Origin of the sequence: Roseicella aerolata (assembly GCF_020523605.1) — a bacterium.
GTDB lineage: Bacteria > Pseudomonadota > Alphaproteobacteria > Acetobacterales > Acetobacteraceae > Paracraurococcus > Paracraurococcus aerolatus.
Genome location: NZ_JAJAQI010000037.1, coordinates 17,440 through 38,618, shown reverse-complemented (window position 1 = coordinate 38,618; position 21,179 = coordinate 17,440). Strand labels below are relative to the sequence as shown.

At 71.5% G+C, this 21,179-nt stretch carries 21 protein-coding genes; 18 read left to right on the top strand and 3 right to left on the bottom strand.

The window, feature by feature from the left end:
• Positions 1-65: 65 nt before the first annotated feature.
• The 10 genes from LHA35_RS20630 to LHA35_RS20585 all read left to right on the top strand — a co-directional run bounded on the left by LHA35_RS20630 (position 66) and on the right by LHA35_RS20585 (position 10,289).
• Positions 66-1,181: an SDR family NAD(P)-dependent oxidoreductase gene (locus tag LHA35_RS20630; RefSeq protein WP_226611725.1), complete on the top strand. Its 1,116-nt coding sequence runs from the start codon at positions 66-68 to the stop codon at positions 1,179-1,181.
• Positions 1,178-2,227, top strand: coding sequence for an SDR family NAD(P)-dependent oxidoreductase (locus tag LHA35_RS20625; RefSeq protein WP_226611723.1), 1,050 nt, complete (start codon positions 1,178-1,180; stop codon positions 2,225-2,227). The genes LHA35_RS20630 and LHA35_RS20625 overlap by 4 nt, the downstream gene beginning before the upstream one ends.
• A complete protein-coding gene (locus LHA35_RS20620; RefSeq protein WP_226611715.1) occupies positions 2,224-3,513 on the top strand; it encodes a TIGR04295 family B12-binding domain-containing radical SAM protein in 1,290 nt (429 codons plus the stop codon). The genes LHA35_RS20625 and LHA35_RS20620 overlap by 4 nt, the downstream gene beginning before the upstream one ends.
• Positions 3,510-4,634, top strand: coding sequence for a glycosyltransferase family 4 protein (locus LHA35_RS20615; RefSeq protein ID WP_226611713.1), 1,125 nt, complete (start codon positions 3,510-3,512; stop codon positions 4,632-4,634). Before LHA35_RS20620 ends, LHA35_RS20615 begins: the two co-directional genes overlap by 4 nt.
• On the top strand, positions 4,631-5,746 hold the full coding sequence (locus LHA35_RS20610) for a CgeB family protein (protein WP_226611711.1): 1,116 nt from the start codon (positions 4,631-4,633) through the stop codon (positions 5,744-5,746). Before LHA35_RS20615 ends, LHA35_RS20610 begins: the two co-directional genes overlap by 4 nt.
• The gene (locus LHA35_RS20605; RefSeq protein WP_226611710.1) at positions 5,743-6,837 is read left to right on the top strand and encodes a CgeB family protein; all 1,095 of its coding nucleotides are present in this window, start codon (positions 5,743-5,745) and stop codon (positions 6,835-6,837) included. Before LHA35_RS20610 ends, LHA35_RS20605 begins: the two co-directional genes overlap by 4 nt.
• Complete coding sequence (locus LHA35_RS20600) at positions 6,834-7,943, top strand: CgeB family protein (protein ID WP_226611708.1); 1,110 nt, start codon at positions 6,834-6,836, stop codon at positions 7,941-7,943. Before LHA35_RS20605 ends, LHA35_RS20600 begins: the two co-directional genes overlap by 4 nt.
• On the top strand, positions 7,940-9,022 hold the full coding sequence (locus LHA35_RS20595; protein WP_226611706.1) for a UDP-glucuronic acid decarboxylase family protein: 1,083 nt from the start codon (positions 7,940-7,942) through the stop codon (positions 9,020-9,022). Before LHA35_RS20600 ends, LHA35_RS20595 begins: the two co-directional genes overlap by 4 nt.
• 115 nt (positions 9,023-9,137) lie before the next feature.
• On the top strand, positions 9,138-9,749 hold the full coding sequence (locus tag LHA35_RS20590) for a YcbK family protein (RefSeq protein WP_226611704.1): 612 nt from the start codon (positions 9,138-9,140) through the stop codon (positions 9,747-9,749).
• 228 nt (positions 9,750-9,977) lie between these two features.
• Positions 9,978-10,289, top strand: a complete 312-nt coding sequence (locus LHA35_RS20585) for an HU family DNA-binding protein (protein WP_226611702.1) — start codon at positions 9,978-9,980, stop codon at positions 10,287-10,289.
• Between the two features lie 138 nt (positions 10,290-10,427).
• Here LHA35_RS20585 and LHA35_RS20580 read toward each other — a convergent pair whose 3' ends face one another.
• Entirely contained in the window at positions 10,428-10,874 is a 447-nt protein-coding gene (locus tag LHA35_RS20580) for a nuclear transport factor 2 family protein (protein WP_226611700.1), read from the bottom strand.
• Between the two features lie 285 nt (positions 10,875-11,159).
• Here LHA35_RS20580 and glpK point away from each other — a divergent pair, with 285 nt between their 5' ends.
• Positions 11,160-12,662, top strand: a complete 1,503-nt coding sequence (gene glpK, locus LHA35_RS20575) for a glycerol kinase GlpK (protein ID WP_226611698.1) — start codon at positions 11,160-11,162, stop codon at positions 12,660-12,662.
• A 120-nt stretch (positions 12,663-12,782) separates the two neighbouring features.
• On the opposite strand, the gene LHA35_RS20570 is transcribed toward glpK, so the two are convergent.
• Both LHA35_RS20570 and LHA35_RS20565 read right to left on the bottom strand, forming a co-directional pair.
• On the bottom strand, positions 12,783-14,006 hold the full coding sequence (locus LHA35_RS20570; RefSeq protein WP_226611696.1) for an NADP-dependent isocitrate dehydrogenase: 1,224 nt from the start codon (positions 14,004-14,006) through the stop codon (positions 12,783-12,785).
• Positions 14,007-14,431: 425 nt separating this feature from the next.
• Positions 14,432-15,466, bottom strand: coding sequence for an aspartate-semialdehyde dehydrogenase (locus tag LHA35_RS20565; RefSeq protein WP_226611694.1), 1,035 nt, complete (start codon positions 15,464-15,466; stop codon positions 14,432-14,434).
• 312 nt (positions 15,467-15,778) lie between these two features.
• On the opposite strand from LHA35_RS20565, the gene pqqA reads away from it, so the two are divergent.
• The 7 genes from pqqA (at position 15,779) to pqqE (ending at position 21,142) form a co-directional block, all read left to right on the top strand.
• The gene (pqqA, locus tag LHA35_RS20560) at positions 15,779-15,889 is read left to right on the top strand and encodes a pyrroloquinoline quinone precursor peptide PqqA (RefSeq protein ID WP_226611686.1); all 111 of its coding nucleotides are present in this window, start codon (positions 15,779-15,781) and stop codon (positions 15,887-15,889) included.
• 192 nt (positions 15,890-16,081) lie between these two features.
• Entirely contained in the window at positions 16,082-17,467 is a 1,386-nt protein-coding gene (locus tag LHA35_RS20555; protein ID WP_226611684.1) for a PQQ-dependent sugar dehydrogenase, read from the top strand.
• Between the two features lie 77 nt (positions 17,468-17,544).
• The gene (locus LHA35_RS20550; RefSeq protein WP_226611682.1) at positions 17,545-17,886 is read left to right on the top strand and encodes a c-type cytochrome; all 342 of its coding nucleotides are present in this window, start codon (positions 17,545-17,547) and stop codon (positions 17,884-17,886) included.
• Positions 17,887-18,049: 163 nt separating this feature from the next.
• Entirely contained in the window at positions 18,050-18,985 is a 936-nt protein-coding gene (gene pqqB / locus LHA35_RS20545; RefSeq protein ID WP_226611675.1) for a pyrroloquinoline quinone biosynthesis protein PqqB, read from the top strand.
• An 8-nt stretch (positions 18,986-18,993) separates the two neighbouring features.
• Complete coding sequence (pqqC, locus tag LHA35_RS20540) at positions 18,994-19,770, top strand: pyrroloquinoline-quinone synthase PqqC (protein WP_226611759.1); 777 nt, start codon at positions 18,994-18,996, stop codon at positions 19,768-19,770.
• A complete protein-coding gene (gene pqqD, locus LHA35_RS20535; RefSeq protein WP_226611673.1) occupies positions 19,770-20,039 on the top strand; it encodes a pyrroloquinoline quinone biosynthesis peptide chaperone PqqD in 270 nt (89 codons plus the stop codon). Before pqqC ends, pqqD begins: the two co-directional genes overlap by 1 nt.
• On the top strand, positions 20,036-21,142 hold the full coding sequence (gene pqqE / locus LHA35_RS20530; protein ID WP_226611671.1) for a pyrroloquinoline quinone biosynthesis protein PqqE: 1,107 nt from the start codon (positions 20,036-20,038) through the stop codon (positions 21,140-21,142). Before pqqD ends, pqqE begins: the two co-directional genes overlap by 4 nt.
• Positions 21,143-21,179: the final 37 nt, after the last annotated feature.

Here is a 21,179-nt window from a genome sequence, read left to right as displayed (position 1 = left end):
GTATGGCCGCACGCTCTCTGGAGACCGTTCGGTGGAATGCTGACTGACGAAACGGAGGCGCCCTGGTGTCGGAACTGATTCTCATCACGGGCGGCGCGGGCTTCATCGGGCGGCACCTCGCCCGGACCCTGCTCGGCAAGGGCCATCGGGTCCGCGCCCTGGACAGTCTGATTGAGCAGGTGCATGGCAGTGACGACAAGCGGCCGTCACTCGACCCGGAGGTCGAATTCCAGAAGGGCGATGTGCGCGATGCGGATGCGGTGGCCAGGGCGCTCCGTGGTGTCGACAGTGTCGTGCATCTCGCGGCGGAAGTCGGTGTCGGGCAGAGCATGTACGCGGTCGACCGCTATGTCTCGGTGAATGACCACGGCACGGCGATACTGTTCCAGGCGCTGATCGAACAGCCGGTGCGACGGGTGGTCGTGGCTTCGTCGATGAGCATCTATGGCGAAGGGCTCTACCGTTCCGCAGGCGGGCGGCTGGTGGAGGATGTGGTGCGCCAGCCACGCACGGCGGCGTCACAGAGCTGGGACCCGCTCGACGAGGCCGGGCGGCCGCTGGCGCCGGTGCCGACGCCCGAGGCGAAGCGCCCGGCGCTCGCCTCCGTCTATGCCATCACGAAATATGTGCAGGAACGGCTGACGCTGACCCTCGCGCCGGCCTACGGGATGGAAGGTGTCGCCCTGCGGCTGTGGAATGTGTACGGGCCCGGCCAGGCGCTCTCCAACCCCTATACGGGCGTGTTGGCGATCTTCGCCTCCCGGCTGCTGAACGGCCAGCCGCCCATGATCTTCGAGGACGGGCTGCAGCGGCGCGATTTCGTGCATGTGGAGGATGTGGCGCAGGCCTTCCTGCTGGCGCTGGAGCATCCGCAGGCCGCGGGCGGCGTCTTCAACATCGCCAGTGGCGTGGACCGCACGGTGCAGGAGGTTGCCGAACTGCTCGCGGGTGCGATGGGGCGTCGCTCCATCGCGCCGGAAATCACCGGCAAGGCGCGGGCGGGCGACATCCGGCACTGCATCGCAGATATCGGTCTGGCGCGCCGGCAGATCGGCTTCGCGCCGCGCACGGATTTCATCGAAGGCCTTGCGGAGCTTGCCGAATGGGTCGCCCGGCAGCAGGCGGAGGACCGCGTGCAGCAGGCGCGAGGCGAGCTCGAGGCGAGGGGGCTCGTCGCATGATGGGCGGGGAGCGCCCTGTCCTCGTCACCGGTGGTGCAGGCTTCATCGGTGCCAACCTGGCCGATCGCTTGGCGGCCAAGGGCCATACGGTGCTGGTCTATGACGCGCTGACGCGTCCCGGGGTGGAGGCGAATCTCGCCTGGCTGCGCCGGCGTCATCCGCGGCGCGTCGTCCCGATCATCGCGGATCTCGGCGACGCCACCGAACTGGGGCGGGCGGTCGGTGAGGCCGGCGCAGTGTTCCATCTGGCGGCGCAGGTCGCCGTCACGACCAGCCTGGACGATCCCGCGCGCGACTTTGCCACCAATCTGCAAGGCACCTTCGGCCTGCTGGAGGCGGTGCGGCGGCAGGGCAGGGCGGTGCCGCTGCTCTTCGCCAGCACCAACAAGGTCTATGGCGGCCTGGCCGACCTGGCGCTGGAGCGGGCCGGGGAAGCCTATCTGCCCGTGCGGCACGATATCCGCGCGCATGGGATCGGAGAGGACAGGCCGCTTGATTTCCACACACCCTATGGTTGCTCCAAGGGCGCGGCGGACCAGTATGTGCTGGACTATGCCCGCAGCTTCGGCATCCCGGCGGCCGTCTTCCGGATGAGCTGCATCTATGGTCCGCGGCAGCGCGGGACGGAGGACCAGGGCTGGGTCGCGCATTTCCTGATCCGCGCGCTGACCGGGCAGCCCATCAGCATCTTCGGGGATGGCTGCCAGGTGCGCGACATCCTCCTCGTCGAGGATGCCGTGGACGCCTATCTCGCCGCCTGGCGGCGCATCGACGCGGTGCGCGGCATGGCGTTCAACCTGGGCGGCGGGCCGGCCAATGCCGTCAGCCTGTTGCAGGTGATCCGCGCGATCGAGGCGCTCCTCGGCCGCCCGGTCGAGATCCGCCACGGCGACTGGCGAGCGGGCGACCAGCGCTACTATGTCTCGGATACCCGCCGCGCGCGGGATCTGCTGGGCCTCGCGCCACCAAGGCCCTGGCGCGACGGGTTGCGCGCCCTCGCCGCCTGGCTGCGCGAAGAACAGGCGCCGGCGGAGGCGCTGTCGTGAGGGTGGCGCTGGTCAACCCGCCCTGGCGCTTCGAGGGCAGCATCTATTTCGGCTGCCGCGAGCCGCATCTGGCGCTGGAACTCGGCTACGGCAAGGCGCTGCTGGAGGCGGCGGGGCATGAGGTGCTCATGCTCGACGCGCATCTCTGCGATCTTCCGGTCGCGGAGGCGGCGGCCCGGGTGGCAGCCTTCGCACCCGAGATGACGGTGGTGACGACGGCGCCGACCTATCTCTTCTGGCGATGCGCCCCGCCGGAGCTGCGTGTGCCGCGCGAGTTCCTCCTCGCGCTGGATGGACAAGGCGGCCGCACCGTCGCGGTCGGGCCGCATGGATCGGCGACGCCGGCGGCGGCGCTCCGGAAGCTCGGCGTCGATGTCGTCGTGCGTGGGGAATGCGAGGAGATCCTCGTCAAGCTCGCCGACAGTTCCGATCTCTCGACCGTGCCGGCCATCGCGTACCGGGATGGCGATGCCCTCCGGGTGACGGGCGCGCCGCATGCCGGCCGCTTCACCGACCTGCCCGCGCTGCACTGGCCGGCGGACTGGGTCCGGCGCCATCGGCATCACCATCACCGCTTCGATGCGAAACCGGCGGTGCCGGGGGCGGAGGTCGAGGCCTCCCGCGGCTGTCCCTATGCCTGTTCCTTCTGCGCGAAGCTCGATTTCCGCGATGCCTATCGCAGGCGCGCCCTCGCCCCGCTGCTGGAGGAGATCGACACGCTGGCGGCGCAGGGCGTCGGCTATCTCTATTTCATCGACGAGATCTTCCTGCCCCAGCGCGCCCTGCTGGAGGCGCTGGTCGGCCGCGGCCTGCAATTCGGCATCCAGACCCGCATCGATCTCTGGAAGCCGGAGATGCTCGACCTGCTCGGCGAGGCCGGCTGCGTCTCGATCGAGGCCGGGGTCGAGAGCCTGACGCCCGAGGGGCGCGCCGCACTCGACAAGAACTGCCGCATGTCGACGGATGAACTGGCCGAGCGCCTGCTGCATGCGAAGCGCCGGGTGCCCTTCGTCCAGGCCAATCTGATCAAGGTGGCGGGCGACGATCCGGCCATGGTGGCGGCCTGGCGGGAGAGGCTGCAGCGCGGCGGCGTCTGGGCCAACGATCCCGTGCCGCTCTACCCCTATCCGAGCTCGCCCGACTACATCCGCCTCTGGGGAGCGCCCGACGACCTTGCCTGGGAACGGGCGCATGCCCACTACCTCGCGCAGTTCGATCAGCTGAGCGACATCCAGGAAGAGCGCGCGGCACCCCTGCCCGAACTCGAGGCGGCGTGCTGCCGATGAGCGGGACGGGGCGTCTGCGGCTGCTGATGACCGTGGATGCGGTCGGCGGCGTCTGGACCTATGCGCTCGATCTCGCGGCCGGCCTTGCCGGGCACGGCGTCGGGACCGTGCTGGCGGTCATGGGCCCGGCCCCTGCGCCGGACCAGGCCGCGGCCGCCTTGCGCGTGCCGCGCCTGCGCCTGGTCGAGACGGGGCTGCCACTCGAATGGCTCGCCGAATCCCCGGCGGAGGTGGTGGCGGCGGGCCATGCGCTGGCCAGGCTGGCGGAGGAGACGGGGGCCGATATCCTGCATCTCAACGCACCGGGGCCGGCGGCCGGTGCCGCCTTTTCCATGCCGGTGCTGATCGCCTGCCATTCCTGCCTGGCGACCTGGTGGCGTGCCGTCCGGACCGGGCCGATGCCCGCCGACTTCACCTGGCGGACGGAACTCGTCGCGCGCGCCTACCGCAAGGCGGATTGCCTCGTGGCGCCGAGCGCGGCTTTCGCCGCGGCGACGCGCGCGGCCTATGGCCTCGCCGCGCCGCCGATGGTCGTCCGCAACGGGCGGCGTGCCGCAGGAAGCGCCGGCACGCCACAGGCGCGGCCTGTCGCCTTCACCGCCGGGCGGCTGTGGGATGACGGCAAGGATGCGGCAACGCTCGACCGCGCCGCGGCCCTGCTGCCCTTCCCGGTGGTGGCGGCAGGCCCGGTGGAGGGGCCGAATGGCGCACGGGCCGCGCTGGCGCATCTGCGGCTCCTCGGTCGGCTGCCGGAGGCCGAGGTGGCCGGGTATCTGGCCGCGCGGCCGATCTTCGCCTCGGCGGCGCGATACGAGCCCTTCGGCCTCACCGTGCTGGAAGCGGCGCAGGCCGGCTGCGCCCTCGTGCTGGCCGATACGCCGGTCTTCCGCGAATTGTGGGAAGGCGTCGCGCAGTTTGCGCCGGTGGGCGATGCGCAGGCCTTCGCCGAGGCGATGCGCGGACTGGCCGAGGATGGGGAACGACGCGCTGCCCTCGGCGTTGCGGCGCAGGAACGGGCACGTCGCTACGGCATCGGCGCCCAGGTGGATGCCATGCTCGCGGCCTATCGCGGGCTCCTGCGCGGCATGGCCGGCGGGACGGGAAGGGGGGTTGCCGCGTGAGACTGATCTATCTCACCCATTCCCTGGAATCCTGCTGGAACCACGGCAATGCGCATTTCCTCCGGGGCGTGCTGAGCGAGTTGCAGGCGCGCGGCCATGACGTTCTGGCCCTGGAGCCCGAGGAGGCCTGGAGCCGCGACAACCTGCTGCGGGATCACGGCGAGGCAGGCCTGCGCGCCTATCGCGCCGCCTATCCGGAGTTGCGTGCGCGGCGCTACGCCACCGCGCAGGATATCGTCACGGCGGTCGAGGGGGCCGATCTCGTCATCACGCATGAATGGAACGAGCCCTGGGTCGTCGCCACGCTCGGCCAGGCGCGACGGCAGGGGGCGCGCTTCACCCTGCTTTTTCACGATACGCATCATCGCGCGGTCAGTGATCCCGAGGCCATCCGCCGCTTCGACCTGGACGGCTATGACGGCGTGCTCGCCTTCGGCGAGGCGCTGGCCGAGGTCTATCGGCGCTGGGGCTGGGGGGGGCGGGTCTTCGTCTGGCATGAGGCGGCGGATACCCGGCTGTTCCGGCCGCCGGCGCAGGACGGCCCGCGTGAGGGGCTGGTCTGGATCGGCAATTGGGGCGATGAGGAGCGCAGCGAGGAACTGGAGCGCTTTCTGCTCCGCCCGGCGCGCGCCGTCGGCCTGCCCCTCGACATCCATGGCGTGCGCTATCCGGAGCACGCGCTGCGCATCCTGGCGGAGCATGGCGCGCGCTATCGCGGCTGGCTGCCGAATGCGCAGGCGCCGGAGGTCTTCGCCCGGCACCTGGCCACGGTGCATGTGCCGCGCCGCTTCTATGTCGATCTGCTTCCGGGCATCCCGACCATCCGCGTCTTCGAGGCGCTGGCCTGCGGCATTCCGCTGGTCTGCTCGCCCTGGCACGACGCGGAAGGGCTGTTCCGGCCCGGCGAGGACTACCTGATGGCGCGCGACGAGGCGGAGATGCAGCGCCACCTCCGTGCCATCCGGGAGGATGCGGATCTCCGGCGCAGCCTGGTGGCGAACGGGCTGCGGACCATCCGGGCGCGCCATGGCTGCGGGCACCGCGCCGATGAATTGCTGACGATACTCGCGCGCCTCGATCGGGCCCGCGCACCGGCGGAGGCCAGCGCATGAGGATTGCCTTCTACGGTTCCAGCCTGCTGTCCTCCTACTGGAACGGCGCGGCCACCTATTACCGCGGACTGATCAGTGACCTGCATCGCCGCGGCTACCGCACCACCTTCTACGAGCCGGACGCCTTCGACCGGCAGCAGCACCGTGACATCGCACCACCGGACTGGGCGGAGGTGCGGGTGTATCCCGCGACCGAGGCGGCACTGCGCGAGGTGGTGGCGGAGGCTGCGCAGGCCGATGTGGTGGTCAAGGCCAGCGGTGTCGGCGTCTTCGACACGGAACTGCTGCACGGCGTCATGGCGGCGGCGCGGCCGGGGGCGATCCGCATCTTCTGGGATGTGGATGCGCCGGCCACGCTGGCCGAGATCGGGGCGGCGCCGGATCACCCGCTGCGCCGCGCCCTGCCGGGGCTCGACCTGGTGCTGACCTATGGCGGCGGGCCGCCGGTGGTCGATGCCTATGAGGGCTTCGGCGCCCGGCGCTGCGTGCCGGTCTACAACGCACTCGACCCGGAGACGCACCACCCCGTGCCGGCCGAGCCGCGCTTCGCCGCGGATCTCGGCTTCCTCGGCAACCGTCTGCCGGACCGGGAGGCGCGGGTGGAGGAATTCTTCCTCCGCCCGGCCGCGCTGCTGCCGGACCGCCGCTTCCTGATCGGCGGCAATGGCTGGCACGACAAGCCGATGCCGCCGAATGTCCGTGCCATCGGCCATGTCTATACGCGCGAGCACAACGCCTTCAACACCTCACCCCGCGCGGTGCTGAACATCGCGCGGGACAGCATGGCGGCGATCGGCTTCTCCCCCGCGACCCGCGTCTTCGAGGCCGCCGGCGCCGGCGCCTGCCTGATCACCGATGCCTGGATCGGGCTGGAACTCTTCCTGAAGGACGGCGCGGAGGTGCTGGTCGCGCGCGACGGCGCGGAGGTGGCGGAGCATGTCGCGGCGCTGACGCCGGAACGCGCCCGGGCGATCGGGGAGGCGGCGCGGGCCCGCATCCTCGCCGAGCACACCTATGCCCGGCGCGGGGCGCAGGTCGATGCGCTGCTGCGGGAGGTGGCGGGACGCCGGCGCGCGGGGCAGGCGGCATGAGCGACCGCCCGCTCCGGCTGGTCGTTCTCGGCCTCAGCCTCAGCTCCTCCTGGGGCAATGGCCACGCCACCACCTATCGCGCCCTGCTGAAGGCCTTCGCCGCGCGCGGCCATCAGGTGCTGTTCCTGGAGCGGGACGTGCCCTGGTATGCCGGCCACCGCGACCTGGCGGCCCCTGGGTTCTGTGACCTCGCCCTCTACCGCGATCTCGGCGAACTGGAGCGGTGGCAACCGGCGATCGCCTCGGCGGATGCGGTCATCGTCGGATCCTATGTGCCGGAAGGGGTGGCGGTCGGCGACTTCGTCCAGCGCATCGCCCGTGGCGTGACCGCCTTCTACGACATCGACACGCCGGTGACGCTGGCGAAGCTGGCGCGCGGCGACGATGAATACCTCTCCGCGCACCAGATCCCGCGCTACGACCTCTACCTCTCCTTCACCGGCGGGCCGACTCTGGCGCGGCTGGAACAGGCCTACGGCGCTCCGGCCGCGCGCGTGCTGCACTGCTCCGTGGATGAGGTCGCCTATGCCGGCCTCGATCGGCGGAAGCGCTGGGATCTCAGTTATCTCGGCACCTACAGCGACGATCGCCAGCCGGTGCTGGAGACGCTGCTGCTGGAACCCGCCCGGCGCGCCCCGCAGCTGCGCTTCGTCGTCGCCGGCGCGCAATATCCGCCGCACATCGCCTGGCCATCGAATGTCGAGCGGCTGGAGCATGTCCCGCCGGCCGAGCATCCGGGCTTCTATGCCGAGAGCCGCTTCACCCTGAACGTCACGCGCGCCGACATGGTGCGCGCCGGCCACAGCCCGAGCGTGCGGCTGTTCGAGGCCGGCGCCTGCGGCACGCCCGTGATCTCGGATGTCTGGGACGGCATCGACGCGCTCTTCCGGCCGGGTGAGGAGATCCTGCTCGCCGCCTCGGCGGGCGAGGTGCTGGACATCCTGCTCGGCTGTCCGGAGGGAGCCAGGCAGCGCCTGGCGAAGGCCTTCCAGCAACGCGTCCTCGGCGCGCATACCGCGGCGCATCGGGCGGCGGAGCTGGAGGCGCATCTGCGCGCGGCCATGCGCCGCGATCATCATCTGGCAAGGGAGCAGGCGGCCACGTGACCAAGGGCAAGCGCAAGGTCGCTGTCGTCGCCGGCGGCGCTGGTTTTCTCGGCTCGCATCTGTGCGACGCATTGCTGGCCGAGTCCTGGGAGGTGATCTGCGTGGACAGCTTCCGCACCGGGCGGCGGCTGAACCTGCGTCACCTGGAGCGCGAGCCGCGCTTCGACCTCATCGAGGCCGACATCATCGAATTGCGGCCCGGCCGCATCCTGCGGGAAGGAGGGCGGATCGACGCGGTGTTCAACCTGGCCTGCGCCGCCTCCCCGCCGCACTACCAGGCGGATCCGGAGCATACGCTGCTCACCTGCGTGCTCGGCACCCGCAACCTGCTGCAACTGGCGGAGCGGGCGGGGGCGGGCTTCCTGCTCGCCTCCACCAGCGAGGTCTATGGCGATCCGGAAGTGCATCCGCAGGCCGAGACCTACTGGGGCAATGTGAACCCGACGGGCCCCCGCGCCTGCTACGACGAAGGCAAGCGCGCGGCGGAGACGCTGGCCTTCGACTACGCCCGGGCCGGGCGGGTGCGGGTGCGGGTGGCGCGCATCTTCAACACCTATGGCCCGCGCATGCGACCGGATGATGGCCGCATCGTCTCCAATGCCGTCACCCAGGCGCTGGCGGGCGATCCGATCACCATCTATGGCGATGGCAGCCAGACCCGTTCCTTCTGCTATGTCGACGACCTGATCGACGGGCTGGTGCGGCTGCAGGCGACGGAGGCGTCGTTGCGGGGCGCCGTCAATCTCGGCAACCCCGAGGAACTGACGGTGGCGGAACTCGCCGAGCGCGTGGTCGAACTCACCGGCTCTGCCTCCCCGATCGTCTGGCGGCCGCTGCCCGTGGACGACCCGCGGCGCCGGCGCCCGGATATCGGCTATGCCCGGCAGGTGCTCGGCTGGTGGCCGCGCATCGGCCTGGAGGCGGGGCTGCGCAGCACCATCGCCTGGTTCGCCCAGGAACGGCACTGGGCGGCGGCGGTGCGCCCGCCCGCGAACGATGTCGCGCCACCATTCGCCCAGAAGGGCGCCGGGCTGCTGCCGGGCCCCGCGCCCGTCCCGCTGCGGGCACGGACGGAATGACCGCGCCGCCTCCGGGGTCACATCCCGGTCAGGCCCGGATCAGCCGGTCACGGCTCCGTGTGGCGGGCCCGTGGCAGGCTTCCCGCTGCCGCTGGCGGCACGTACCAGCATGGGCATGAGACGCCGGACCCTGTTCCTCGCGGCCCCTGTCGCGCTCGCCCTTGGTCCCCGTGCCGCGCTGGCGGTGCCGCGGCGGCAGCCGCCACCCGCCCCGCGGCGGCTCGCCCTGCGGCATGCCGCGACGGGGGAACGCTTTTCCGGCCCCTGGCATGACGGCCGGACGCCGGACCCCAAGGCCATGGCCGACCTCTCCCGGGTGCTGGCCGATAGCCGCACCGGCGATGTGATGCCCTTCGATCCCCTGGCGATCGAGGTGCTGTGGGAGGTGGCGCGGCGCAGCGGCCTCGCCGGCGAACTCACCATCCTCTCCGGCTACCGGACGCCGCAGACCAACCTGGCGGTCCGTGGCGCCGGGGACAGCCAGCATCTGCGGGCCGGCGCACTCGATGTGCTGGTCGCGTCGGAGCGGCTGGCCGGCTTCGCCGAGCAGGCCCTGAAGCTCGGGCGCGGCGGCGTCGGCATCTATGCGCAGCGCGGCTTCGTGCATCTCGACAGCGGGCCGCTCCGCCAGTGGGGCGATGTACCCGGAGGCGTTGCGGTGGCACGAGCCCCGGCCGATCCCCTGGCCCGCATGGCGGAGGCCTGGGCGCAGACCCGCACCCGCTGAGCGGCATCCTGGCGATCGGGGCGCCGATTCGCGGCCATGGCCGGCGATTCGCTGCCCCGGCCATCCCGCCTGTGCCCGTAAGGCTTCCGCGCAAGCCCCGGCGCAAACCCTGGATTTTCCACGAGTCGCGCAACCCTCCGGGGCCGGCACGCGCAGGTCCCGCAACGAGACGACTGACGCCGCTGAATCTCTCGGCTATGACGCGATCATCCGTAGGGAGTCCCGTGCATGTCGAAGAAGTTCCTGACCGACGTCATCGTGAAGTCGACCGAGATGCCGGCCGTCGCCGCCAACCGGCTGGCCAGCGACCTCATTGCCGCCATCAAGGCGGAGATCATCGGCACGGGCCGCTTCACCCTGCCGGAATTCGGTTCCTTCACCGTCCGCGAGACGCCGAAGCGCACCGCCATGAACCCCCGCACCGGCGAGAAGGTGCCGGTCAAGGCCGGCGCCACGGTCCGCTTCAAGGCCAGCCCCTCCCTGAAGGACTCGGCCCTGGCCGGGCTCAAGAAGGCGAAGAAGAAGGCGGCGAAGGCCTGAGCGTCCGGGCGACCCCCGGAGCAGGTCGCGCGACGGCCTGAGGGACCGGACGCGCGCATCGGCCGGGAAGACGGAGCGCTGCAGCGAATTGGCGTTCAGCCCTGGACGCGATCCGCTGCAGCAAGCCGCCCGGCGCGATTACAGGCGATAGGCCTGCCGGGCGAGCAGCTTCCAGTTCCCGCCTTCCTTGGTCCAGACCTGCAGCACGCCGATCCGCACCGGCGTGACCTGCCCCGCCGGCGAGATCGTCTCCCCGGTGAAGAGGTGCCTGACGATGGCCTCGTCCGAGACCAGGTTGATGGTCTGCTCGGTCAGGTCGATCCGCCGGAAGGCACTCTGCCGCCCCTCCAGGTAGTCGATGAACTGCTTCTTGTTCTCGATGCGCCCGGCGGAATGCCCGTAGCTGAGATGCTCCGAGGTCAGCGCGTCAAGCTGCTGCCTGTCCACCGCGATCATCGCCTTGGTGAGCGCCTCGACGGCCTGGGCCACCCGGGCCTCCTCGCCGGACTGCGCGCGGGCGAGGCCCGGCCCGAGCAGCGCGGCGGCGGCGCCCGCCAGGGCAATGTGGCGGCGTGCGAGCGTCATGGCGTTTCTCTCCCTTGCAGCTTTGTTCTTGTAGCCATCGAAGCCTAGGCTGCGATGCAGGCTGGCGTCCATCCTGTCGGCACCTGGCGTGGTCGGGGCGCGGCTCGTGCCCTTGGCAAGCGGGGCCGCCGCGCGCTGGACTGGGGCGGGCGGAACCGCGGCCGGCCTCCGGCCGCAGCGGTGACCGGCGCGCCGCCATGCGGGCGGCGGGGCCAGGGGGCCGGGCGGGACCGCGCCAGGGGACGGGGGCGCAATCCCGGCCCGCAAGAGCTGGGAGAGTCTCGCATGTCGGCCGGTCACATCCTCGCCCTGGACCAGGGCACCACCTCCACCCGCGCCATCCTGTTCCGGGCGCCGGACCTGGTCCCGGTCGCGGTGGCGCAGCAAGAGTTTCCCCAGCACTACCCGGCCTCCGGCTGGGTGGAGCACGAGCCGGAGGATCTCTGGCAGAGCTCGCTCGCGGTGATGCGGGAGGCGATCGGCAAGGCCGGGCTGCGGCCGGAGCAGGTCGCCGCCATCGGCATCGCCAACCAGCGGGAGACGGTGCTGGTCTGGGACCGCCGGACCGGCGAGCCGATCCACCGCGCCATCGTCTGGCAGGACCGCCGCACCGCCGCCGCCTGCGCCGCGTTGCGCGAATCCGGCCATGCCGCGGCGGTGGCGGCGGCGACGGGCCTGCTGATCGACCCCTATTTCTCCGCGACCAAGCTGACCTGGCTGCTGGACAATGTCGCGGGGGCACGGGCGGCGGCGGAGCGCGGCGAGCTCGCCTTCGGGACGGTCGATACCTTCCTGCTCTGGCGCCTCACGGGCGGCCGCGTGCATGCGACGGATGCGACCAATGCCGCGCGCACCATGCTGTTCGACATCCGGGCCGGCCGCTGGGATGAGGCGATGTGCGCGCTGCACCGCGTGCCGGCCTCCCTGCTGCCGGAGGTGCGCGATTGCGCCGCCGAATTCGGCCTGGCGGAGACAGCGCTGCTCGGCGCCGCCATCCCCGTCCGCGGCATCGCCGGGGACCAGCAGGCGGCGACCATGGGCCAGGCCTGCTTCCGGCCGGGGATGCTCAAATCCACCTACGGCACCGGCTGCTTCGCCCTGCTGAACACGGGCGATACCCCCGTGGCCTCCCGCCACCGGCTGCTGACCACCATCGCCTACCAGCTCGGCGGCCGGCGGACCTATGCGCTGGAGGGCGCGATCTTCGTCGCCGGCGCCGCGGTGCAGTGGCTGCGGGACGGGCTGGGGCTGATCCGCGAGGCGGCCGAGAGCGGGGCGCTGGCCGCGCGCTCCGACCCCGCGGCGCGGCTCTATCTGGTGCCCGCCTTCGTGGGGCTGGGCGTGCCCTATTGGGACCCGGAGGCGCGCGGGGCGATCCACGGGCTGACCCGCGCCTCCGGCCCGGCCGATTTCGCGCGCGCCGCGCTCGAGAGCGTCGGCTACCAGACCCGCGACCTGCTGGAGGCGATGCGGGCGGACATGGCCGGGACGGGGGAGGGGGCCGTGCTGCGGGTCGATGGCGGCATGGTCGCCTCGGACTGGGCCATGCAATTCCTGGCCGATATCCTCGGCCTGCCGGTCGACCGGCCGGTGGTGCGGGAGACAACGGCGCTGGGGGCTGCCTATCTGGCCGGGTTGCAGGCGGGGCTGTGCCCGGCGCCGGAGGAATTCGCGCAGACCTGGCACCTGGACCGCCGCTTCACCCCCTCCATGCCCGAGGCGGAGCGCGAGGCGGCCTATGCCGGCTGGCAGCGGGCGGTGCGGCGGACGCTGTCGGGGGTGGCGTAGAGCAGATCGCGGACGGGCGTGAACGTCCGGAAGCGGCGATGTGCGGCTGCCGGGCCGGCACGAAAAAAGGGGGCGGGTCCTTGCGGACCCGCCCCCCTGTCTTCGGCCAGGCCCGAGGGCTCAGGCCGCCTTCATCTTCTTCTGCAGGTTCTCGTCGAGCTTCGCGAGGAAGGCCTGGGTGTTGAGCCAGGGCTGGTCCTTGCTGATCAGGATGGCGAGGTCCTTGGTCATGGACCCGCTCTCGACCGTCTCGATGCAGACCTTCTCCAGCGTCTCGGCGAAGGCGACCACGTCCGGGGTGTTGTCGAACCGGCCGCGATAGGCGAGGCCGCGGGTCCAGGCGAAGATGGACGCGATCGGGTTCGTGGAGGTCTCGCGGCCCTTCTGGTGCTCGCGGTAGTGGCGCGTGACGGTGCCGTGCGCCGCCTCCGACTCCACCGTGTTGCCATCCGGGGAGAGCAGCACGGAGGTCATCAGGCCGAGCGAGCCGAAGCCCTGCGCCACGATGTCGGACTGCACGTCGCCATCGTAGTTCTTGCAGGCCCAGACATAGCCGCCTTCCCACTTCAGGGCGCAGGCCACCATGTCGTCGATCAGCCGGTCCTCATAGGTCAGGCCGGCGGCCTTGTACTTCTCGGCGAACTCCGTGTCGAAGATGTGCCGAAAGATGTCCTTGAACTCACCATCATAGGCCTTGAGGATGGTGTTCTTGTGGGACAGGTAGACCGGGTAGTTGCGCGCCAGGCCGTAGTTCAGGCAGGCGCGGGCGAAGCCGGAGATGCTGGCGCGGGTGTTGTGCATGCCCATCAGCACGCCGCCGCCGGCCGGGAAGTTGGTGACCTCGAGCGTGATCGGCTCGCCACCCTCGGCCGGAGTCCAGGTCAGCGTCGCCTTGCCGGCGCCCGGGATCTTGGTCTCGGCGGCGCGGTAGATGTCGCCATAGGCGTGGCGGCCGACCACGATCGGCTTCGACCAGTGCGGCACCAGGCGCGGCACGTTCGAGCAGATGATCGGCTCGCGGAAGATGGTGCCGTCCAGGATGTTGCGGATGGTGCCGTTCGGGCTCCGCCACATCTTCTTCAGGCCGAACTCCTTCACCCGCGCCTCGTCCGGGGTGATGGTCGCGCATTTCACGCCGACGCCGTACTGCTTCGTCGCATTGGCGGCGTCGATCGTCACCTGGTCGTCCGTCTGGTCACGGTACTGGATGCCCAGGTCGTAATACTTCAGATCGATATCGAGATACGGAAGGATCAGCTTATCCTTGATGAACCCCCAGATGATGCGGGTCATCTCGTCGCCGTCCATCTCGACGACGGGGGTCTTCACCTTGATCTTCGCCATACCTCGTCCTCGTCGCTCTCCGGCCTGCACGCACGACACGGCGGGCCGGGCTCATGTGCTGGGCGGCGCGAACATCGCACCGGGCCGTGGGACGGGCAAGGCCCGCGCCCGCGGCAAGGTGGGTGCGCGGGACCGAACCAGGGACTGATCCCAGGGCGGCAGCATATCGCGCCCCGCGCGGCTGCCGGGGAGGCCTGCCCATGCGGGATGACCGGGGCGGGGCATCGCTCGGGCTCGGATGCGGTGGGGCTGTGCTCCTGCCCCCGTCCCGGGGGAAAGATGCCGCCCATCCGTCCGGCCTTGCGGCCGGACGGATGGGCGGCGGTGCTCCTCAGGGGAGGGAGGCCGCCGCGCCGGGGATGCGGCAGGACCGGCGGCAGCCCTGTCCGGGCTGCCGGCGCGGGTGGTCCCGGAGGGCGGCGCCGTCAGCCGCCGCGGCGCGGCGTGACCAGCCCCTGCTCGACCAGCGCCTCGGCGATCTGCACCGCGTTCAGCGCCGCGCCCTTGCGCAGGTTGTCGGAGACGCACCAGAAGGCCAGGCCGTGCGGCACGGTCGGGTCCCGGCGCAGGCGGCTGACGAAGACCGCATCCTCGCCGGCCGCGTCCACCTGGGTCACGTAGCCGCCATCCTCGCGCTTGTCGACGAGCTGCACGCCCGGCGCCTCGCGCAGCGCCTCCCAGGCCTGCTCCTCGGTGATCGGGCCCTCGAACTCCACATGCAGCGCCTCGGCATGGCCGATGAAGACCGGGACGCGCACGCAGGTGGCGATCACCGCGATGTCCGGGTCCAGGATCTTCCTGGTCTCGGCCGCCATCTTCCACTCCTCCTTGGTCGCGCCGTCGTCCATGAAACGGTCGATATGCGGGATGCAGTTGAAGGCGATGGGCTTGGTGAACTGCTCAGGCGTGGTCGGGTCGTTCACATAGATCGCGCGGGTCTGGTTGAAGAGCTCGTCCATCGCCTCCTTCCCCGCGCCGGAGACGGACTGGTAGGTGGAGACCACCACCCGCTTCACCCGCGCGATCGCGTGCAGCGGCTTCAGCGCCACCACCATCTGGATGGTCGAGCAGTTCGGGTTGGCGATGATCCGGCGCTTCTCGAAGCGCTTCAGGTGATGCGCATTCACTTCCGGCACCACCAGCGGCACGTCCGGCTCCATGCGGAATTGGCTGGTATTGTCGATGACGACGCAGCCCGCCGCCGCCGCGCGCGGGGCATGCACGGCCGAGACCGCGGCGCCGGGGGAGAAGAGGGCGATGTCGGTGCCCTTGAAGTCGAAGCGCTCCAGGTTCTGGACCTTGAGCACGGCCCGCTCGCCGAAGGAGACCTCCAGCCCCGTCGAGCGGCCGGAGGCGAGGGCGACCACCTCGCGGACCGGGAAGTCCCGCTCGGCGAGGGTCTTCAGCATCTCGCGCCCCACCGCCCCGGTGGCGCCGACGACCGCGACCCGATAGCTCATGGCCTTCTCCTGCAACGACCTGTGTACCAAAGCCGCGGGGCCGCCGCCCACGAGGGCGGCTTGCGCTTCCGCCTGAATGCCGACCCGCCGGAGGTCCCGGCCCGCAGGGCGGCGCCACGCGCCGGGGCACTCCTGCCCCGCTGCGCTCTGCTCTAGCCCGAGCCGCCGCGGGGTGGAACACCCGGGCCGCCCCTGACCGCCCCTGAAGGAAGGCTTGGCAGGAGCCCGGTGCCTCCCTGGCGCCCGGCCATCGCCGCGCCCGCCACCGCACGGCGTGCTTGATGCCGCGAGGGGCCGGCCCCACTATGTCCGGTGGCGACCACCGCCCGGATGGAGGAAATCATGGCCTGGAGAAAGCCCCGCGTGACCGAGGTCTCCCTCGCGCTCGAGATCAACTGCTACGCCTGCGCCGAGATCGGCTGAGGCGCGCGGCCGGGCGCATCCCGGCCGATACCACTCTCCGGGCCCCGCACCGCCGGTGCGGGGCCTTTTTCATGGCTTGTTCATTCCGGATTAGACCTCTCAATCATGTCAACGCCGGGCGGCCCTGGCGCGGGCATGCTCCCGCGCAACCTCCAGCGGCATCGGCCGCGGAGACGTCAGGGAGGAAAAGGGATGCGGACGAAGGCGATGCTGCTGGGCGCCGGCCTCGTGCTGGCCGTGGCCGGAACTCCCGGTTTCGTGCGCGCGCAGGGCGGACAGGCGGAGCCCGGCCGCACCACCACCCATACAGGTGGCGCGGTGCCCGGCGAGACCTCGCCCGGCGTCCGGCCCCCGCCGGCCGGCCCGCTGCCCGGCGCGGGCGGTCAGGGCAATCTCGACCGCCTGCAGCAATTCCGCACCACTGGCACCGCCCTGCAGATGGAGACGGTGCCGCAGGAGGGCCGCCGCGCCGATGCGCTGCGCCGGAACCTCGAGCGCATCCGCCTGCCCGAGGGCTTCCGGATCGAGCTTTATGCCGTGGTGCCGGATGCGCGGCACATGGCGATCGGCCCCTCTTCCGGCGTGGTCTTCGTCGGCACCCGCAAGACGCGCGTCTGGGCGGTGACGGACCGTGACCGCGACCGGGTGGCGGATGAGGTGAAGCCCTTCGCCCCTTCCATCCAGTTCAGCGTACCGAACGGCCTCTGCTTCACGCCCGATGGCTTCCTGCAGGTGGTGGAGCACAACCGCGTGCTGTCCTTCCCCGCCGCGGAGTTCTTCTATGAGGGGCCGGATGTGGCGGCCGAGGTGGTAGTGCCGCAGGGCCAGCTGATCCCGACCAGCGAGGAGAGCTTCAACCACGGTGCCCGGGTCTGCCGCATCGGGCCGGACAACAAGCTCTACATCTCGCTCGGCCAGCCCTTCAACGTGCCGGCGCCGGCCAAGATGGATCTCTACAACCGGGTCGGCATCGGTGGGATCATCCGCCTGGACCGCGACGGCGGGAACCGCGAGGTCTATGCGCGCGGCATCCGCAACTCGGTCGGCATCGCCTTCCGCCCCGGCACGAATGAGCTCTGGTTCACCGACAACCAGGTGGACGGCATGGGCGACGACACGCCCCCGGGCGAGATCAACCGCATCACCGCCGCCAACCAGAATTTCGGCTTCCCCTGGTTCGGCGGCGGCAAGGTCCGCACCAGGGAATACGCCAATAGCGAGCCGCCGGCTGAGACGGTGCCGCCCATGGTCGAGACCGTGGCGCATGCCGCCGATCTGGGCCTCACCTTCTATGACGGCCGGATGTTCCCCGAGGAGTATCGCGGCGCCCTCTTCAACGCCCAGCATGGCAGCTGGAACCGCACCACGCCTATCGGCGCACGGGTCATGGTCACCTTCCTGAACCAGGACGGCACGGTGCGGGAGCACAAGCCCTTCGCCGAGGGCTGGCTGGATGAGGAGACCAACGAATATCTCGGCCGCCCCGTGGATGTGGCGGTGCTGCGGGACGGCTCCCTGCTGGTCTCCGACGACCATGCCGGGGCGATCTACCGCATCCGCTATGAGCGTCGCCGCTGATGCGGCGCGGAGTGAAGGCTCGCTGATGCGGCGCGGGAGGAGTGTCGGCTGATGCGGCGTGGAAGGAACTTCCGCTGATGCGGCGGTGGGGCGGGCCGGTGGCGGCAGCCATGCTGCTGCTGGCGGGCGGGGCGGTGGCCCAGGAAGCCGCGGGGGATCCCCTGGCCGGGCGGCGCCTCGCCGGGGCGCGCTGCGCGGTCTGCCATGGCAATGACGGCATCGCGCAGCAGCCGGACGCGCCGAACCTGGCGGGGCAGAGCGTCCTCTACACCGTGGCGCAGCTTCGCCACTTCCGCAGCGGCGAGCGGAACCATGAGCAGATGAACATCCTGGCCAGGGACCTGACCGACGCGCAGATCGCCGACCTTGCCGCCTGGTATGCGGCGATCCAGGTGGAGGCGACGGTGCCGGGGCGATAGGGCGTCCCGGACCCGTCGCCGGCTGGCTGCCGCCTCCGGCGGGGTTGGCCGTGCCCCGGCCGGCTCCTACATTCCCGGCGATGCGGCCCGCAGCGGCCGCCGGAGGAGACCGCCGCATGGCCCGCCTGACCACCGCCCCCGCGCGGGCCTGCTGAGCCGCCGGATGCTGCGCGCCATCGTCCTCGGGGCCGCCGCCGGCGGCGGCTTTCCGCAGTGGAACTCGGCCGGCCCCGGCTGCCGCCGGGCGCTGTCCGGCGACCCGGCCGCGACGCCGCGGAGCCAGGCCTCGCTCGCCGTCTCGGCGGATGGGGCGCGCTGGGTGCTGCTGAACGCCTCGCCCGACCTGCGGCAGCAGATCATTGCCACGCCCGCCCTGCATCCGCGGCCGGCGCCGGGCGGGATCCGGCACTCCCCGATCGCCGCTGTGGTGCTGACCGGGGCGGAGGTGGACACCATCGCCGGGCTGCTGACCATGCGGGAGCGCCACGCCTTCGCCCTCTATGGTGCCGAGGCCGCGCTGTCCGTGCTGGCCGCGAACCCGATCTTCCATGCGGTGAACCCCGCCCTCGTGCCGCGGCGGGTGCTGCCGCTCGGCGCCCCCCTCGCGCTCACCGAGGCCGGCGGCGCGCCGCTCGGCCTGGCGGTCGAGGCCTTCGCCGTGCCGGGCAAGGTGCCGCTCTTCCTGGAGGCGCCGGGCGGCGAGGATCCCGGCCGCGCCGATGATGGGGAGACCATCGGCCTTCGCGTCTCGGCCGGCGGCCGCTCGCTGTATTTCATCCCCGGCTGCGCCGCGATGCCGCCGGACCTGGCGGCGCGGCTGGAGGGCGCGGACTGCGTCTTCTTCGACGGTACGCTCTGGCGCGACGACGAGATGATCCTGGCCGGCGCCGGGCCGAAGACCGGCGCGCGCATGGGCCATATGAGCATCGACGGGCCGGGCGGGACACTTGCCGCCTTCGCCGGGCTCGGCGTGCGCCGGCGCATCCTGATCCATATGAACAACACCAACCCCGTCCTGCTGGCGGACAGCCCGGAACGCGCCGCGGCCGAGGCCGCGGGCTGGGAGGTCGCCCGGGACGGCATGGAGGTGATGCTGTGAGCGAGATGATGCAGGCTGATGCGATTGACGCCTCCGCGCCCCGGGCCGCTCCGGCGACCGCATCGGACCTTCTCCCGCCCGAGGAGCTGGAGCGCCGCCTGCGCGCGATCGGGGAGGAGCGCTACCACATCCACCACCCTTTCCATCACCTGCTGCATGGCGGGAAGCTGTCCAAGGCGCAGGTGCAGGCCTGGGCGCTCAACCGCTACTACTACCAGGCGTCGATCCCGGCGAAGGATGCGGCGGTGCTGGGGCGGCTGCCGACGCCGGAACTGCGGCGGGAATGGCGCCGGCGCATCGTGGACCATGACGGCGACGGCGTGCATCCCGGCGGGATCGAGCGCTGGCTGAAGCTGACGGACGGCCTCGGGCTGGACCGCGACTACGTGGTGTCCCTCCGCGGCCTGCTGCCGGCGACGCGCTTCGCCGTCGATGCCTATGTGAATTTCGTGAAGACCCGCAGCGTGCTGGAAGCCGTGGCGTCGTCGCTGACTGAAATGTTCTCGCCCGCCATCATCTCCCAGCGCGTCTCCGGCATGCTGCGCAACTACGACTTCGTGTCGGAGGAGACGCTGGCCTATTTCACCCCGCGCCTGACCCAGGCGCCGCAGGATGTGGAATTCGCCCTTGGCTATGTGAAGCGGGAAGCCCACACGCGCGAGCAGCAGGAGCAGGTGATGGAGGCGCTGCGCTTCAAATGCGACCTGCTCTGGGCGCAGCTCGATGCGCTGCACTTCGCCTATGTCGCGCCGGGCCTGCCGCCGCCAGGGGCCTGGCGGCCGTGATGCAGGGCACCAGCATCCCGCGCCTCGCGCCAGGCATGAAGCTGCGGGAGGACAAGGCCCGCGGCCAATGGGTGGTGCTGGGGCCGGAGCGCATGTTCGTCCCCGACGAGATCGCGCTGGAAGTGCTGCGCCTGGTGGATGGCGCGCGCAGCGTGGAGGCCATGGTGGACGACCTGGCCGCCCGCTTCGCCGCGCCACGGGAGGAGATCCTGGCCGATGTCGTCGCCCTGCTGGATGACCTGGCCGCCAAGGGCGTGGTGAGGGCATGACGGCCCCCGCCGCCCCGCTCGCGCTGCTGGCCGAGCTCACGCATCGCTGCCCGCTGCGCTGCCCCTACTGCTCCAACCCCACCGCGCTGACCCGCCCGGGGGAGGAGCTGGACACCGCCACCTGGGCGCGGGTGTTCCGGGAGGCCGCCGAGCTCGGCTGCCTGCAGGTGCATCTCTCGGGCGGCGAGCCGACGGCGCGGCGCGACATCGCCGATCTCGTCCGCGCCGCCGGCGGGGCCGGGCTCTACACCAACCTCATCACCTCCGGCGTCCTGACCGGGGAGGCGAAGCTCGCGGCCCTGGCCGAGGCCGGGCTCGACCATGTCCAGCTCTCGGTCCAGGACGCCGAGCCGGGCTCGGCCGACCGCATCGGCGGCTATCGCGGCGGCCATGCGCGGAAGCTGGAATTCGCCAGGCACGTCCAGGATGCCGGGCTGCCGCTGACGCTCAATGCCGTCGTGCACCGGCAGAACCTGGACCGGCTGCCGGCCATGATCGACTTGGCGCTGGCCCTCGGCGCCGCGCGCATGGAGGTGGCGCATGTCCAGTACTACGGCTGGGCGCTGGCCAACCGCGACGCCCTGCTGCCGACCCGCGCGCAGCTCGAGGCCGCGACCGCGACGGTCGAGGCGGCGCGGCGGGACCTGAAGGGGCGCCTCGTCATCGACTATGTGGTGCCGGACTACTACGCGAAGCGCCCGAAACCCTGCATGGGCGGCTGGGGGCGGCAATTCCTCGCCGTCTCGCCGGCCGGCCGCGTCCTGCCCTGCCATGCCGCCGAGAGCCTGCCGGGCTTCGCCTTCCCCAATGTGCGGGAGACCTCCCTGCGCGCCGCCTGGGAGGAGTCAGAGGCCTTCAACCGCTTCCGCGGCACGGGCTGGATGCCGGAGCTCTGCCGCGGCTGCGAGCGGGCCGAGCAGGACTGGGGCGGCTGCCGCTGCCAGGCCTTCGCCCTGACCGGCGATGCCGCCAATACCGACCCGGCCTGCGCCCTCTCGCCCCACCATGCCGTGCTCTCGCTGGCGGTCGGGGCGGCGGCCGAGGCGGGGGAGGGCTTCACATACCGCGAACCCCAAAGGGATGTTCATCGCGTCCCCGGCTGAGGCCGGGGTTGCGGTCGGCGCCCGGCGCGCCACTTTC